At 35.1% G+C, this 17,377-nt stretch carries 15 protein-coding genes; 1 reads left to right on the top strand and 14 read right to left on the bottom strand.

Annotated elements, in window-relative coordinates; translation table 11 throughout:
• Window positions 1-4: 4 nt before the first annotated feature.
• The 12 genes from spoVE to THEXY_RS05430 form a co-directional block, all read right to left on the bottom strand.
• Entirely contained in the window at window positions 5-1,111 is a 1,107-nt protein-coding gene (gene spoVE, locus THEXY_RS05485; RefSeq protein WP_013787838.1) for a stage V sporulation protein E, read from the bottom strand.
• Between the two features lie 5 nt (window positions 1,112-1,116).
• Window positions 1,117-2,481: a UDP-N-acetylmuramoyl-L-alanine--D-glutamate ligase gene (gene murD, locus THEXY_RS05480; protein WP_013787837.1), complete on the bottom strand. Its 1,365-nt coding sequence runs from the start codon at window positions 2,479-2,481 to the stop codon at window positions 1,117-1,119.
• A 52-nt stretch (window positions 2,482-2,533) separates the two neighbouring features.
• Entirely contained in the window at window positions 2,534-3,484 is a 951-nt protein-coding gene (gene mraY / locus THEXY_RS05475) for a phospho-N-acetylmuramoyl-pentapeptide-transferase (RefSeq protein ID WP_013787836.1), read from the bottom strand.
• On the bottom strand, window positions 3,481-4,869 hold the full coding sequence (locus THEXY_RS05470; protein WP_230197647.1) for a UDP-N-acetylmuramoyl-tripeptide--D-alanyl-D-alanine ligase: 1,389 nt from the start codon (window positions 4,867-4,869) through the stop codon (window positions 3,481-3,483). Before THEXY_RS05470 ends, mraY begins: the two co-directional genes overlap by 4 nt.
• Entirely contained in the window at window positions 4,838-6,304 is a 1,467-nt protein-coding gene (locus THEXY_RS05465; protein WP_013787834.1) for a UDP-N-acetylmuramoyl-L-alanyl-D-glutamate--2,6-diaminopimelate ligase, read from the bottom strand. Before THEXY_RS05465 ends, THEXY_RS05470 begins: the two co-directional genes overlap by 32 nt.
• 88 nt (window positions 6,305-6,392) lie before the next feature.
• A complete protein-coding gene (locus tag THEXY_RS05460; protein WP_489884370.1) occupies window positions 6,393-8,468 on the bottom strand; it encodes a stage V sporulation protein D in 2,076 nt (691 codons plus the stop codon).
• A 12-nt stretch (window positions 8,469-8,480) separates the two neighbouring features.
• On the bottom strand, window positions 8,481-8,912 hold the full coding sequence (locus THEXY_RS05455) for a septum formation initiator family protein (RefSeq protein WP_013787832.1): 432 nt from the start codon (window positions 8,910-8,912) through the stop codon (window positions 8,481-8,483).
• Window positions 8,913-8,933: 21 nt separating this feature from the next.
• Window positions 8,934-9,866: a 16S rRNA (cytosine(1402)-N(4))-methyltransferase RsmH gene (gene rsmH / locus THEXY_RS05450; protein ID WP_013787831.1), complete on the bottom strand. Its 933-nt coding sequence runs from the start codon at window positions 9,864-9,866 to the stop codon at window positions 8,934-8,936.
• A 10-nt stretch (window positions 9,867-9,876) separates the two neighbouring features.
• Window positions 9,877-10,308, bottom strand: coding sequence for a division/cell wall cluster transcriptional repressor MraZ (mraZ, locus tag THEXY_RS05445; RefSeq protein WP_041592077.1), 432 nt, complete (start codon window positions 10,306-10,308; stop codon window positions 9,877-9,879).
• Between the two features lie 159 nt (window positions 10,309-10,467).
• The gene (gene yfmH / locus THEXY_RS05440; protein WP_013787829.1) at window positions 10,468-11,736 is read right to left on the bottom strand and encodes an EF-P 5-aminopentanol modification-associated protein YfmH; all 1,269 of its coding nucleotides are present in this window, start codon (window positions 11,734-11,736) and stop codon (window positions 10,468-10,470) included.
• Between the two features lie 6 nt (window positions 11,737-11,742).
• Entirely contained in the window at window positions 11,743-13,005 is a 1,263-nt protein-coding gene (gene yfmF, locus THEXY_RS05435; protein WP_013787828.1) for an EF-P 5-aminopentanol modification-associated protein YfmF, read from the bottom strand.
• 98 nt (window positions 13,006-13,103) lie between these two features.
• Window positions 13,104-13,676: a YhcN/YlaJ family sporulation lipoprotein gene (locus tag THEXY_RS05430; protein ID WP_013787827.1), complete on the bottom strand. Its 573-nt coding sequence runs from the start codon at window positions 13,674-13,676 to the stop codon at window positions 13,104-13,106.
• 165 nt (window positions 13,677-13,841) lie between these two features.
• On the opposite strand from THEXY_RS05430, the gene ychF reads away from it, so the two are divergent.
• Window positions 13,842-14,933, top strand: coding sequence for a redox-regulated ATPase YchF (gene ychF, locus THEXY_RS05425; protein WP_013787826.1), 1,092 nt, complete (start codon window positions 13,842-13,844; stop codon window positions 14,931-14,933).
• Window positions 14,934-14,963: 30 nt separating this feature from the next.
• On the opposite strand, the gene thiI is transcribed toward ychF, so the two are convergent.
• Together thiI and THEXY_RS05415 are read right to left on the bottom strand one after the other, a co-directional pair.
• Entirely contained in the window at window positions 14,964-16,109 is a 1,146-nt protein-coding gene (gene thiI, locus THEXY_RS05420; protein WP_013787825.1) for a tRNA uracil 4-sulfurtransferase ThiI, read from the bottom strand.
• Between the two features lie 2 nt (window positions 16,110-16,111).
• Window positions 16,112-17,266: a cysteine desulfurase family protein gene (locus THEXY_RS05415; RefSeq protein WP_013787824.1), complete on the bottom strand. Its 1,155-nt coding sequence runs from the start codon at window positions 17,264-17,266 to the stop codon at window positions 16,112-16,114.
• Window positions 17,267-17,377 lie beyond the last annotated feature (111 nt).

The following is a 17,377-nucleotide window of genomic DNA, read 5'->3' as shown; positions in this document are numbered from 1 at the left end:
TTCATCAACTCCTATCCATGTTTGCGTACCTTGATATATTCAATAATATGCCCATTGCAGCCATCATAAAGACTGTAGATGTCCCACCATAACTGATAAATGGCAAAGACACACCAGTAGCTGGCATTGATGAAGTTACAACTGCAACATTTATCAAAGTTTGAACGCCGATCACACCTACAATACCTGTAGCGATAAGGCATCCAAATACATCCGGAGCTTTTGCCGCAACTCTAAGGCCTCTTATTATAAGATACAGAAAAAGCAGCAGTATAGAAGCTGTTCCAATAAGGCCAAGCTCTTCACCGATTATTGAAAAAATAAAGTCGTTTTGTGGCATTGGCAGATACATAAACTTCTGACGACTTCTGCCTAAACCGACTCCAAAAAGCCCACCTGAACCTAAAGCATACAACGACTGTACAATTTGATAGCCATGCCCTTTTATGTCCTGCCAAGGATTTAAAAAAGTAAACACCCTTTGCCTTATGTACTTTATGCTGGTCACAACGATAATAGCTGCAGAGCCACCAACTCCAAACAACGTCGCCATAAATGATAATTTTGCACCCGCCACAAATAAAATTATTATGGAAATGATAAATATTGTACCAGCAGTGCTGAAATTTGGCTGCTTCATAATGAGTAAAAAGAATATTCCGGCAATCAATAGTACAGGAAGGACTCCCTTTTTAAAGCTTTTTGCATAATTAGGGTTATTATCAAAATATTTTGCAAAAAACAGTATTATGGCGTATTTAGCTATTTCTGACGGCTGCAGAGTGAATCCGCCTATTTCAATCCATCTGGTAGAATTGTACCTTGTACTTCCTATTCCTGGAATCAATACCACTATAAGTAAAATTATGGACAATATCAACAACCCATTTGACAGCTTCTTCAATTTATGATAATCAAAATTCATCATAAATGTCATAGCAAAGAAGCCGATAATTGCCCACAAAAGCTGACGCTTCAAAAAATAGAATGAATCATGGTACTGGTAATACGCATTTGCAGAGCTTGCGCTAAATACCATCACAACACCTATGGACACAAGAACCAATACAGAGATAAGTATATTGTAATCAACGGGATACTTTCGATTCACTGAGCCTACCCCCTCAAAGAATTTACTGCATCTTTAAAGAGTCTGCCTCTCTCTTCATAATTTCTAAACATATCCCAACTTGCACAAGCAGGCGATAAAAGCACATTGTCACCAGGTTTAGCCGCATTATAAGCAGCATAAACAGCATCATCTATGCTTTCTACAAATATAACATCATCTTCTGAATACCCTTCTTTTATAGCAGATTTATAGATTAAATCTTTTGTCTCGCCAAGCAGAATCAATTTTTTTACGCGACCTTTAAAAGAAGCAGTAAATTCATCAAAACTTACACCTTTGTCATATCCACCGGCAATCAATATGATAGGGCCTTTCATGGCTTCAATAGCTTTTATTGCCGCATCTGGATTTGTACCTTTTGAGTCATTGTAATATTTGACTCCATTTACGTTTCTTACAAATTCAATCCTATGCTCAACGCCTTTAAATGTCCTCAATGTTTCACTTATGACCTTAATATCAATTCCTGCCAAATAAGCCATTGTAGATGCTACCATGGCATTTTCTACATTGTGATTTCCTGGAATATATATGTCTTCAATGTCTATTATCGTACTTTTTTCTCCATTTGCAGAGATTATGATTTTTCCATTTTCAAGATACGTACCGTACTCTAAAGCTCTATTTCTGCTAAATGGAAAAACATTGCACTTGGCTTTTTTAAATAAAGAAGAAATATTTTTATCATCATAATTTAAGACAGTAAATTGATCAGCAGTTTGATTTTCAAAAATCCGCCCTTTGATTTCAATGTAGTTTTCCAATGTCTTGTGTCTATTCAAATGATCCGGGGTTATATTTATTATTGCGCTTATTACAGGTTTAAACTCCTTTATTGTTTCCAATTGAAAACTGCTTATTTCCGCTACAATGACATCCTCCGCATTAGCATTTATTGCTGCTTCAACAAGAGGATATCCTATGTTTCCTGCAACATATGTCTTTACACCTGACGCTTTAAATATTTCACCAAGCAGCGATGTTGTAGTAGTCTTTCCATTTGTACCAGTTATAGCGTATATAGGCGCTTTTGACAACCTATAAGCAAACTCCACCTCACCTATTACATCAATACCTTTTGATTTTGACAATACGACTATATCAGAATCCATAGAAATCCCAGGACTGACGACAACCATTTCTGTGCCATTTAAAAGTTCGTCTGTAACTTTTTTAAAGCAAAATATCACACCTTTTTCTTTAAACTCTTTTAAATCATCACCAAACTTATCTTCATTTTCTGAATCAAACACAAATATTTTAGCATTTAACATCAATAAGACCTTACACAGAGCTTTGCCACTTAACCCAAATCCTGCTACAACAACTTTTTTACCACAAAAGTCCATTTTTTCCTCCTGAATCATAAAAAAATTTTTCATTCTGATTTTTAGGATATATTTAACTTATTCCATAAAATGACACAAACACTGCTATCAAAGTTACCATCCAAAATAAAAACACGACTTTAGTCTCTGACCAACCAGAAAGCTCAAAATGATGATGGAGAGGGCTCATTTTAAATATCCTTTTACCTGTAAGTCTAAAGGATACAACCTGCATTATGACCGACAATGCTTCAGCGACATAGACAATTCCCACCACTACTAAAATAACAGGCAATTTAGTCATTGTTGCCAAAGCCGCTACAGCTCCACCAATTGCAAGTGAACCTGTATCTCCCATAAACACTTCAGCAGGGTATCTATTAAACTTCAAAAATCCAAGAAGTGCACCAGTAATTGCTGCACCAAACACAGTTAACGATGAATTGTTCATAAAAAAGCCTATTAAGGTAAAAAAAGCGGTAACCATAAAGGATACTCCTGATGCAAGCCCATCCAATCCATCCGTTAGATTAACACTATTTACAGTTCCAACAACTACAAACATTATAAACGGTATGTAAAAGTAGCCTAAATCAATTTCTCGCTTCAAAAATGGAACTATTACATCAGTGCCAACTATATTCTTCGAAAAATACGCAAACAAAATAGCTAATGCAAATTGACCTAAAAGCTTTTGCCTGGCAGTAAGACCCAGCGATCTTTTATACCTCACTTTCATGTAGTCATCCAAAAAGCCGATTATTCCATATCCTAATGTTATCGTGATTAACAAAGCCATGTATTTATCCCATTTTGAAAATACAATATCAGCAATGAGCAAAGAGATAATTATGATTATTCCACCCATTGTAGGTGTTCCAGCTTTTTTTAGATGCGTCTTAGGTCCATCGCTTCTTACACTTTGACCAAACTTTAATTTAGTTAGCCACGGAATAACAATAGGACCTAATACGACACAAATTAAAAAGGAAACAATTGTAGCAAATATCATCTTTTGTATCATTTATAAGCACTCTCCTGCAAAAATTTCACGATTTCCTCCATCTCCATCCCTCTTGAACCTTTAACTAAAAATATGTCACTTTCTTTCATAATATTTTTTATGACATCAATGGCTTCTGCATTATTAGCACATCTAAAGACATTATCATTGTTCATTCCTTTTTCTATTGCCCCATCAGCTATTTTTAAAGCATAATCTCCAACTGTTATAAGTACATCAATGTCATTTTCCTTCACGTACTCGCCAACCTCTCGATGTGCAATGTCTTTATACTGTCCTAACTCTAACATATTGCCTAAAACAGCTACTTTTCTTCTCTCTGTATATCCACCTAAAACTGACAAAGCAGCTTTCATAGATGAAGGATTTGCATTATACACATCGTTTATAATTTTAATACCTGCGACATCTATTATATTTAATCTCATAGCACTTGGTTGAAACTTAGCCAGTGCTTTCCTTATATCTTCTTTATTGACATCAAATTGGATTCCTATACAAATTGCCGCTAAAGAATTGTATATATTGTGTTTTCCAGGTACGTTTAATTCTACGTCTAATACATACCCATCTATCAAAACCTTGTATTTTGAAGATTCTTCATTTAATTCTATGTCAAAGGCCTTAATATCGCCATTATTTATGCCGTATGTCACAAATTTAGGACCTTTTTTTTCAAGCATTTTTATTAACATATCATCATCTGCATTAATTACGACTGTATCGCCATTTTTAAAATCTTCAATAAGTTCTGATTTTGCCTTTAATATATTTTCACGAGAACCTAATTTTTCAATGTGAGCAACTCCAATGTTTGTATATACCGCAACATTAGGAGATGCAATGTTTTTTAACCTTCTTATTTCGCCAAAACCGCTCATTCCCATTTCAACGACAGCCATATCATGATCATCATTAAGCGTAAATAAGGTAAGGGGCAAGCCGATCTCGTTGTTGAAATTTCCGATTGTCTTTAAGACATTGTACTTCATCGATAAAACATCGTAAATCATATCCTTAGTTGTAGTTTTTCCACTGCTGCCAGTTACAGCAATAAACGGAATATTGAATTTACTTCTATAATATTTAGCTATCCTGTGCAAAGCGTCTTTTGTATCTTCGACAAATATAATCGGTTTATTATCGTGCCTTATACAATTGGTAGACTCTGTAAGTGAGGCAGAACCTACATTTAAGGCATCATCTATGAATTTCTCTCCATTGAATCTTTCACCTTTTAAAGGTATAAACAAATCTCCAGGCTTAATTGTCCTCGAATCGGTACTTATACCGCTTACGCATATATTTATATCTCCAGATAGCAATTTCCCTTCTGTCGCATCTAATATCTCTTTAACTGTTAAAATCAACTTTTTCATCTCCATTTAATATATCTCTTACTATGTCTCTTTCATCAAAATCTATGACTTTGTCTTTCAATACTTGATATGTTTCATGACCTTTACCAGCTAAAATTACGACGTCATTGTCCTTCGCTATAGATAGTGCGTACTTTATAGCCTCTTTCCTATCTTCTATGATTGTGTAAGGACATTTTGTATTTTTAATGCCTTCTTCAATTTCTTGTATTATCTTAATAGGCTCCTCCGACCTTGGATTGTCCGAAGTTATAATTACAAAATCAGCATATTTGCCAGCGACTTCTCCCATTTTAGGGCGTTTGCCTTTATCTCTGTCACCTCCACAACCAAAAAGCAATATCTTTTTCCCAGTATTGTATTCACCAAATGCTTTCATCAAATTCTCAAGTCCGTCCGGAGTGTGGGCGTAGTCAATAACTACATTGTAAGGTACATCCAAATCAAGAACTTCAAATCTGCCTTTTATCTTGACATCCTTAAGAGCCATTTTCACAGACTGAAGCGGTATACCCAATATAAATGCTACTGAAATAGCCGCCAGTGAATTGTAAACACTAAATAGTCCCGGTATCTTTAAGGCTATTTCACTTTTTATATCTTCTATCTGAACGGTAAATTTCGCACCTTTAATATCGTTTTTGATATCTTTTGCCATTATGTATGCATAGTCTTTTATACCATATGTTACAACTTTAGCATTAGAATTCTCTATCATATACGAAGAATAATCATCATCTATGTTTATCACGCAAGCTGTCTTTGCCATTCTAAAAAGTTTAGCCTTTGCATTAGCATATTCATCCATCGTCTTATGAAAATCTAAATGGTCTTGGGTTAAATTCGTAAAAACAGCTATGTCAAATTTGCATTCATCTACTCTGTTTAACGCCAATGAATGTGAAGAAACTTCCATCACTACGTATTTCACACCTTCATCAACCATGAGCCTAAGGTATCGTTGAAGATCTAATGACTCTGGCGTAGTCCTCTCAGTTGGATAAACTTTATCGCCAATCATGTTGTGAATCGTTCCTATCAACCCGACTTTATTGTTCTGGCTTTCCAGTATGGACTTTATCATGTATGTGACAGAAGTTTTGCCGTTTGTTCCTGTCACGCCTATCATAAAAAGCTGCTTTGAAGGATCTCCATAATAATTTGATGCGATTTTAGCCAATGACTTCCTGGCATTTTCTACTTTTATGACGGTGATGTCTTTATCTATGCTTACTTCACGTTCAACTACAATGGCAACAGCTCCTCTTTCTACAGCATCATTTATGTAATCCGCGCCATCAAACTTAAATCCTTTGATTGCGACAAATAGCGAACCTTCTTTCGAATTTCTCGAATCATAGCAAATGCCTTTTACATCAACATCGATGTTGCCTTTAACCGTTGTATAATTTACATCCTTTAATATATCCACAAGTCTCATAATAGGCCTCCTAATTCATTATATACATTTAATAGTATAGCACAATTATGCAGTTTGCATATATCAAAAACTGCATATTGTGCTTGAATTAATTTTCCAGTGGCCTAAAGTCGACTTCAACAGTTGTTCCTTTATCAACTTTTTCACCTTTTTCTGGCTTCTGGCTTACAGCAATACCAGAACCATTGATTTTTATTTTCAGCCCTAAAGAGCTTAATATGTTACTCGCTTCTGTGATAGATTTTCCTTTTAGATCAGGAACATCAACCTTTCCGTTATTATTGTATTCATTTAAATACAAGACAATTTGCGAATCTTCTTCTACCATTGCCCCAGGTTTAGGCATTTGGTCTACAACTGTGTTTCCAGTTCCTTCGATGGAAAATTGCAGCTTATCTTTTAACAATGCATTTTGAGCCTCATTCAAGTTTAAATTCCTTACATCTGGAACTTTTACAAGAGGCTTCACTACAATGCCTTTTGGTTTTACATTTAAGTACGTCAAAGTATCATACAATATACTTCTTACTACAGGTCCTGCTAACGCACTACCAAAGTGGGTTTCGGCATTAGGTTCATCAATCACCACAAGCGCTATCACCTTTGGATCTTCTGCAGGTGCAAATCCCACGTATGAAGCCACGTATTTTCCAGGTGTATATTTTTCTGTAGTGCCTGTTTTTCCTCCAACATCATACCCTTCTATGTAACCTGCCTTACCTGTGCCTTCGGATACTACACTTTCAAGTATCTGCCTCATTGTAGCTGATGTCTTTTCGGATATCACTTGCCTTATTACGGTTGGTTTGAATTCTTTTATAGGTTTCCCATCAGAATCGACTATCTCTTTGACTATATGAGGCTCCATCAATTTCCCACCATTTACTATCGCTGAAACCGCTCGTATCATTTGAAGCGGTGTAACCGCAATACCCTGTCCGAATGAATTTGTAGCAAGCTCTACAGGACCTACATCTTTTTCTTTCATTACAAGGCCAGGTGCTTCTCCAGGCAATGTTATGCCGGTGGTTTCTCCAAAGCCAAATTCATGAATGTACTTGTACAATTTGTCTACTCCAAGCCTTTGGGCAACTGTCGCAAAAACAACGTTGCAGGAATTTTGGACTCCTTGTACAAATGTTTCGCTGTAATGTGTGGCCCAACAATTTATTCTCTGCCCTGCAACCATAATATATCCTGGATCATAAAATTGCTCATTTAACCCAACAACACCTTCCTCCAATGCTGCTGACGCTGTAACCGTCTTGAAAACTGAGCCGGGTTCGTAAGCATCCGATATAGCCTTATCTCGCCAATTTTTAAACCAATCGCTTTTGGAACCTGCAAATGGGTTGTTTGGATCGTAATCAGGTCTTGATGCCATGGCTAAAATATCACCTGTCTTAGGATCCATTACGATTGCAACAGCACCTTTTGTCGGCTTAGTATGTGCATACGCATCATCAAGAGCTTTCTCAGCAAAATGCTGTATGTTTGAATCAATCGTCAAAACGACATTGTAACCATCTATAGGTGGGATGTATTCTTCTTCACCATTCCCCATTTTCCTGCCCAATGCATCAACTGGCGACGAAATCCTTCCAGGTATTCCTCTTAAATAGCTGTCGTATACCGACTCGATTCCGTCCAGTCCTTGATTGTCTACACCTGTAAACCCAAGTATGTGGGAAGCTAAATTCTTCTCTGGATAATATCTTTTTGTATCTCCAGATATTACAATACAAGGTAGATTTAATTTTCTTATCTTGTTAGCCGTATCATCATCAATTCTCCTTGCAATCAATACCTCTTGTACATTCTTGTTGTTTATCTTTTTAAGGATATCTTCTTTGTCGATTTTTAAAATCTCAGACAGCTTTGACGCAATTTCATCTTTTTGGCTGTCTTTCACTTCTTTCGGTATTATGCTAACTTTATTAGAACTTGCGCTTTCAGCAAGTGCCTTTCCATTTCTGTCTAATATCAAGCCGCGTTTTGGCGTAACTGCAACGTCTAATGTCCACTGAGGTATGGCAAGCTTTTGAAATTCATCGCTTTTTACTATCTGTATCCAAAAAAGCCTAACAATGAGAACGCTAATAATAAGTATAGAAAAAAACAGCAAAAATAAAATTCTCTTTTTGGTAGAAATGCTTGGTGATATTTAAAATCCCTCCTATCTCACCAGCAGTCCCAAAATCCTTCCCCAAAAAGTCTTATTTTTGTTTTCATCATCTGTTTTTTTCTCAGCGACTTGATTTTGTTTGCCAACACTCATGTAGACTATCTGCCCTTTATCAGGCTCTACCATTCCTAACTGATTTTTCGCTATTTCTTCTATTCTCTGCAGATCGCTCATTGAAGCAATTTGGACTTCTAACTGCTGGTTTAACTTTTCTATTTCACTGGCTTTTGCCTCTACGCTGCTTAATGCAACAGATTTTTGATAGATCAACGCATACCTAAACAAAACGGTAAGGCTTAAAAATCCTACAAAAACTATTACTGCAAGGTTTTTAAGCTTCTTATTCTTTTTGGTTTTCTTTCCTTTATTTTCTTCATAATACGGCTTTAGATCATAATCGTAATTGTGCTTTTCTAATACCAATTTATTCTTCCCCCTTATACTTTAGAACAGCAACTTTTCTGCAACTCTTAGTTTTGCACTTCGAGATCTTGGGTTTACTTTTATTTCAACTTCACTTGGTACAATAGGTTTTTTAGTAATTATCTTTATTACTGGTTTTTTTCCACATGTACATGGCAAATTTTTAGGGCATGTACACGGATCTTCCAATTTCTTGTACGCATTTTTCACAATACGATCTTCCAATGAATGGAATGTTATGATTGCTATTCTTCCTCCAGGATTCATTACATCTACAAAGTCAGCAATAGCATCTCCAAGCCCTTTTAGCTCTTCATTGACTTCAATCCTTATGGCCTGAAATGTTCTTTTGGCAGGATGTGGTCCTGTCCTCCTTTTTGATGCAGGTATAGCTTTTTTTATTATGTCTACTAACTCAAATGTAGTTTTAATGGGTTTTCTCCTTCTCTCTTCAACGATAAACTTTGCAATTCGTTTAGCCCATAGTTCTTCACCGTAATCAGAAATTACCTTTGCAATTTCATCTTCTGAATAATTGTTTACAACATACTCTGCTGTAATGTCACTTTCTTTGTCCATCCTCATGTCAAGTGGGGCATCGTGCATGTAAGAAAATCCCCTTTGTGCCTCATCTAATTGATATGAAGATACGCCAAGGTCTAATAACGCCCCATCTATGCTCTCAATCCCACATTTTTTTAATATATCTTTTATATTCTTATAATTATCATGAATATACGTTGTATTATTGAAGTCTTTAAGCCTAATAGATGCAGCTTTTATGGCGTCCATGTCCCTGTCTATTGCGATTAATTTTCCTTTATCAAGCCGTCTTAATATCTCATATGAGTGACCGCCACCGCCTAAAGTTCCATCTACATAAATACCATCAGGTTTAATTTCTAAATATTCAATAGTCTCTTGCAACAACACACTTTCATGTTTGAAATCCATAAAAATCACCTTATATGTTTAAATCGTCTAAATGCTCTGCAACATCTTCAAAAGAAACATCAATATTATTTGAATATTCCATCCATACTTCTTTACTCCAAATCTCCACTCTTGACGATACCCCAATTATTATGACTTCTTTCTCAATTTTTGCATGTTCTCTCAAGATGTTCGGTATTAATACTCTTCCCTGCTTGTCTATTTCGCATTCAGTGGCACCTGCTAAGAAAAATCTGGTAAATGCTCTGGCATCTTTTCTGTTAAGTGGCAATGTCTTTAGCTTTGCCTCGATATTTGACCATTCTGACAATGAGTAAGCAAAAAGGCAATTGTCAAGCCCTCGCGTCAACACAAATTTATACCCCAGTTCGTCCCTGAACTTGGCAGGTATAAAAACTCTCCCTTTTTGATCTATTGTATGTTCATATTGCCCCATCAGCATACCGAACACCCATTTCTATTGCACTTCTAACCACTTTGCACCACTTTAAACCACTTATTATGTTTATTCTATATAAAACCCAAAAATCCTTCAACAAATTAAAAATTTTTTTCACAAAAAAAATAACGAGTATGGCTCGTTATCAAAAATTTTAACATATTATGGCTTTACAACAGATAATACACAGTTATCTTCATTAAAATGCGTCTTAAATCTATTTAGTACATCATCAGGAGTTATACCTTCTATAACAGATGTAAAATCCAAGATATTAATGTCTTTCATGTAGTATGATATAAAGTTGTGTGCAATACTTTCAACAGAATTAAATGATTTTACAAATCGGCCAAGTATCTTTTTCTTAATTCTATAGAAATCACCTTCATCCACTTTATTGATGGATGAAATTTTAGCTATAAGAGCCTTTTTCACAGCTTCAGGATCTACAGATTGACCACCTATTATAGAGTAACCATGATCTACTTCACCTACGTACTCTACATCAAAAGTTGTATCAATAAGTCCATCATTATAAAGTTTTTCATACAAGTCGGAGCTTCTACCGGCTAAAATCTCTAAGCAAATCTGTGTAGTTATGTCCTTTTTAAGTAATCTCTTTCCTCCATAACCTATGTCATTGTCTTTAAATCCAACATTAAATAGCGGCATCGAAACAGACATCTTTTGTTCCACGTAATTCTTGTTTATTTTAATCGGCTCATCAGGATAAATGCGCTTTATCTCTCCATTTCTTTTTTCTTTTTTAACACTATCATTTACGATTTCTGCAACTTTATCCACGTCCACATCGCCAACCGCAAACAACACCATGTTTGATGGATGGTAAAATGTATTGTAGCATTTATACAAGATGTCTTTGTCAATTCTTGATATAGATTCAATTGTACCTGCAATATCTATTTTTACAGGATGTTCGCGGTACAATCCACCTAACATATTGAAAAAGAGCCTCCAAGACGGATCGTCATCGTACATGCGAATTTCTTGAGCTATTATGCCTTTTTCCTTTTCTACATTTTCATCTGTAAAATAAGGCCTTTGGACAAAATCCAAAAGAAGTCTTAAATTGCTGTAAAAATTGTCTGTGCAAGAAAACAAATAAGCAGTAGTTGTAAAATTCGTATAAGCATTTGCAGAAGCCCCATTCTTAGAAAACTCTTCAAATACACTTCCACTTTCTTCCTCAAACATTTTATGCTCCAAAAAATGTGCAATACCATCCGGCACATGTGTAGGTTCACTTTCACCAGGAATTATAAATTCTCTATCGTTAGAACCATAATGGGTTGCAAACATGGCATACTGCTTTATAAAGCCTTTCTTAGGCATTACGAAGACATTTAATCCACTTTCATGTTCATATTTGTACATTTTTTCTTTTATCAAGTCATTAAATATTTCCATCATTTCATATCACTCCTCATTTTTTGTCATGAAATAGACAGTATCCAATTGCAGCTTTTTAGATACATCCACGATATCATTTATTGTAACTTTTTTTACCTTATTTATAAAATCGTCTATACTGTAATTTGTATGTGAAAGTTTTTGTGATAAGTAAAAATCCGCCAGTTGTGTTCCACTGTCTTTTATTGAATTAAACGACGTAATCAAAGCTTTCACAGCGGAATCAATTTCATAATCAGATATATTACCTGATTTTATCTCCTCTACTTGCTTTTGTATTATCTCCAATGCTTTTTCGTAATTTTCAATTTCAATGCCTGACATTATAAGCATTAATCCTTTAAATCTTTCTAACCTTGTCTGTGCATAATATGCAAGGCTTTCTCTTTCTCTAACATTCATAAAAAGCTTGGAAAACGGTCCTCCTCCCAAAACGCTGCTTAATACTAAAAGAGAAAAATACTCCTCATCCCATGGATTTACGTTTGTTCTGTATCCTAAAGTAAGTTTCCCTTGAGTAACATCAAGTTTATCTTCTACATATTTTACCTTATTGATCTTTCTTAATATAGGCGTATCTGGAATCACATCTACATTCGTTCTCTCTACTTTAAAATAGTTATTGAATAACTCTTTCACATTGTCTACATCCACATTGCCTACGACAAATATATCTATTGGAAGCCTTTTAATTGCTTTTTTATAATACTCATAAAGATTTTTTTCATCTATTTTATCTACGTCATCTACATTTCCAAGCTCATAAATTGAGTAATCTTCGTCTTTACACATTTCTTCTATACACCTTTCAACGGCGTATTTAGTCTTTTCATTTACGCGGGAATTGATAATATTCTTCTGCTTTTCTTTCTCTTGTTGCACATACGTTTGTTCAAAACCATCATTTGATATTAATGGATTCAAAAGTATGTCTGATATGAACTTAACGCTTTCTTCCAATATATCTTCCTTTAAATATGTACTATCTACAATTTCCATCTTAAACTGTGCAATCTGCCGCTCACCTTTTTTATAAACCGAATAAGCAAACGTAGCACCGTAAAGATCTTCTAAATGCTTTGTTATATCCTTATACGTTTTAAAGCTAAAGCTCCCTCTCCTTAGAACTGATGGCAGCAATGCAAATTTTGCCGTTTCATCGCTTAATTTATTGCTTATGTACACATTAATTGTTACCGTTTTAAACTTATTAAGTTTATTGACATAGAGTTCAATACCACTCGCAATGTTTTCCTTTATAATGGACATATTTTTCACTCCTTCTATAATAATCCAATTGACCTAATTATATTTAAAAACTACAAATATGTCAACAAAACATAAACCCGGGTTTCCCCAGGTTTATATTATGCACTTGGCGTTATCCTTTTTAGTATCTCTGTTATCTGTTTAGTAAACTCAGATAATGGTCTTCCGGCTGCTATTCCTTTTGCTATATTGTTTATCCTTGTATATAAATCAGGATCAGATGTTACAGACACATTCTTTATACCTTTATCAGTATATCTCACTGTCTTCTCTACTTTTTTCTTAACCTGTGTCTCATGTGTACCTTGGACACTGGCTTTCATGTCAATACCTACAATAGCAGTATTTCCGGATATAACTACAGTAGCCTTGTTTACTTCAGGAAGTTTTGCCACATTGCTGGCTATTTTTGCTGCTCTAACGCTTTGCGGAACCGGCTTTTTCGCTGGAGTCGGTGTAGTAGGTGCAGGTGTTGTTGGAGTTGGTGTTGTCGGCACTCTTGACGGTGCAGGAGTAGTCATTCCTGGTGACGGAGCTGGTGTCGTCCTAGGCGTCGTAGGAGTATATCTTGTTGGTGATGGCTTTTTAGATGCTTTGCAACCCGTCAAAGATATAGACAATGCCATTATCAATGCTAAAAGTATTGAAAAAATTTTTTTGCTATTTTTCAATTCAAACACCTCCAATCAATATTTTGCTCAGATGAAGTCAATTTATTACAATATTCAATGTAAATTATATCCAACATCTCAGTTTGAAGTTTTAGAGTTTTTCATATATAATCTATTTGATGTATTTAGAAAAATTTTTTGATTTTAAAAAGCGGAGGAATACAGATGGAAATAGGAATAGTTGGTCTACCTAATGTTGGAAAAAGCACGATTTTTAATGCAATAACACAAGCAGGCGCCGAATGTGCAAATTATCCTTTCTGTACGATAGAGCCTAATGTAGGAATCGTATCTGTACCCGATAAAAGACTTAATGAATTAGCAAACATTGTAAATCCTCAAAAGATAATACCTGCCACGATAAAATTTGTCGATATAGCAGGATTGGTAAAGGGTGCCAGCAAAGGCGAAGGCTTAGGCAATAAATTTTTATCACACATAAGAGAAGTTGATGCAATATTAAATGTGGTAAGGTGCTTTGATGATAGCAACATAACTCACGTTGAAGGCAGTATTGATCCAATAAGAGACATCGAAATAATAACGTTAGAGCTTATACTGGCTGATTTGGAAGTTGTTGAAAAGCGAATTGCAAAGACTTCCAAATACGCTAAAAACGATAAAACTGCTGCATTCGAATTGAATGTATTGGAGAAAATCAAAAAGACATTAGATGATGGTAAGCCTATCCGCACAATGGACTTTGATGATGAGGAATTATCCTTTGTAAATCAACTTATGCTTCTTACATCAAAGCCTGTAATGTATGCAGCTAATATATCAGAAGACGATCTTATATCTAAAAGCGAAAATGAGTATGTTAAGAAGCTTAAAGATTTTGCAAAAAATGAGAAATCTGATGTTATTGTAATATCAGCAAAAATAGAAGAAGAACTTTCGTCACTTCCAGATGAAGAAAAATATGAATTGCTTTCCGAATACGGTTTAGAAGAACCTGGATTAAATAACATAATCCGTCATGGGTACTCTCTTTTAGGACTTATTACATTTTTTACAGCAGGTCCAAAGGAAGTAAGAGCCTGGACTATTAAACGAGGTACAAAGGCACCACAGGCTGCCGGAAAAATACACTCAGATTTTGAGAAAGGTTTTATACGTGCTGAAGTAATATCGTATAAAGATTACGTTGAATCAGGTGGAGAAACTCCAGCAAAAGAAAAAGGATTGATGAGGTTAGAAGGAAAAGATTACGTCGTGGAAGATGGCGATATAATAGTATTCAGATTTAACGTATAAAATCCCATAGACTTATGCCTATGGGATTTTTTAGCTTTTTATCTTTATCTCATCTATTTCAAGACTGTTAATAAATTGTTCATAGTCTAATTCTTTTTCGCCTTTAATGACATCATCTAAATCCGGCTTTATAATAGGATGTTTCGGAACGAATATGGTGCAGCAGTCTTCATACGGCCTTATAGATATGTCGTACGTCCCGATTTTCTTAGAAATCTCTACAATTTCACTCTTATCCATTCCTATAAGTGGTCTAAACACTGGCATGTGTGTCACTGCATTTGTGCAGTACAAGCTTTCTATGGTTTGGCTGGCAACTTGTCCTAAGCTTTCACCTGTTATAAGCGCTTTTGCACCGTACTTAAGAGCAATATTTTCTGCGACTCTCATCATCATTCTTCTCATTATAATAGTAGTCAATTTTGGAGGACACTTATCGTATATGGCAAGTTGAAAATCTGTAAAATTCACCACATGTAAATATACATCTTGTCCATACTCTGAAAGTTTTTTGCACAAATCAATTACTTTGTCCTTTGCACGCTCCTGCGTATATGGTGGACTGTGAAAATACACTGCTTCTATCTTTACTCCTCTTTTCATCATCATCCATGCTGCGACGGGGCTATCAATTCCACCTGATAATAAAACCACAGCTTTCCCATTTGTGCCTATAGGCATTCCTCCAATTCCATCTACGGTATCAGAGTACAAATACGCCTTCTCCCTTATTTCCACATTTAATACCACATCAGGATTGTGCACATCAACATGAACACCATCAATGTTTTTAAGTATTTCACTTCCAATCATTCTACTTAATTCAATGCTTTCATAAGGAAATGATTTATTAGGTCTCCTAGTCTCCACTTTAAAACTTTTATTTGAATGATGCCTCATAATCTCAATTGCCGAGTCGTATATCGCATTAAGGTCCAATTCTACTTTTTTAGCTATTGTTATTCCAACTATTCCAAATACCTTTTTAAGTTTGTCAATAGCTTCTTTTGCATTGTTGCTTGTTTCTACGTATATCCTCCCATGTGTCTTTTCAACTTTTACTCCATCAAAGTTTTTTAAAGCTTCTTTAATGTTTCTAACAAGTTTATTTTCAAAAAAAGCTCTATTGTCGCCTTTTAAAGCTAACTCACCATACTTTATAAGAATAACTTCCATTTTTACCTCCTTTTGTATCTCCTTAAAAATTTCACTTTCTCCTTTAATACATCAACCGTATAATCTATTTCTTCATCTGTATTAAATACACTTAAGGAAAACCTAATAGCACCTTCTATATATTCGCTACTTAATCCAATAGCCTTTAATACATGGCTTTCAGTATTTTTATGGGATGAACAAGCAGAACCAGTTGACACATATATACCCTTGTCTTCCAAAGCATGAAGCAATACTTCACCTCTTACACCTAAAAAAGATACATTTAATATTTGCGGTGCACCATCATCGATGTCAGGGCCATTTAAGTGAATATCAGGAATCTCGTTTTTTATACCATCGTACAATTTTCTCTTTAATGTTTTAAGTTTAGCCTCGTATTCAAGAAAATTATCATTTATCAATAGACATGCTTCTCCAAGTCCTACGATGCCTGGCATGTTTTCAGTTCCTGACCTTAAATTGGCTTCCTGCCCTCCACCGTACAAAATAGGTTTAATTTTAGTCCCTTTTTTTACGTATAGAGCTCCTATGCCCTTTGGCCCATGCATTTTATGGCCGCTTAAAGACAAAAGGTCTATGTTAATATTCCTTAAATCAATATTAATTTTTCCAATTGCCTGTACACCATCAACATGAAAATAAAATTTATCTTTCATTTGTTTTAATTTGGCAATCTCATCCAATGGTTCTATAGTGCCTATCTCATTGTTGACAGCCATTATAGACATCAAAATCGTCCTGTCATTTATGACATTTTTTAACTCATCTAAGTCTACATATCCTTGTTTATCTACATTGAGATAAGTGACATCAAAACCTTCTTCTTCAAGCTGCTTCATGACATTCAATACAGATGGATGCTCAATCTTTGTGGTTATCAGATGATTGCCATATCGCTTCATGCTATGTACAATGCCGCGTATAGCCAAATTATTTGATTCAGTTCCACCTGATGTGAAAAATACTTCATCTGATGCACCCCCCAATAATTTCGCTACATCTTCTCTTGACTTAGACAATATCTTTTCTGCATTATATCCTTTACGATGTACCGACGATGGATTGCCATATTCGACTTCCATTACTTCAACCATTTTTTCAGCTACTTCTCTACGAACTTTCGTCGTGGCGCTATTGTCAAGATATACCTCCATACATATCAGTCCTCACATTTTTATGTAATTCAAATATATTATATGTTAATGATGATATATATTTCAACAAAAATTTAGGGCCCAATAGATGGACCCATCATTTTTAAAACT

It is taken from the genome of Thermoanaerobacterium xylanolyticum LX-11 (assembly GCF_000189775.2).
Taxonomy (GTDB): Bacteria; Bacillota; Thermoanaerobacteria; order Thermoanaerobacterales; family Thermoanaerobacteraceae; genus Thermoanaerobacterium; species Thermoanaerobacterium thermosulfurigenes.
Note: the sequence above shows the minus strand (reverse complement) of the source record. Positions and strands in the feature narration are given on the sequence as shown.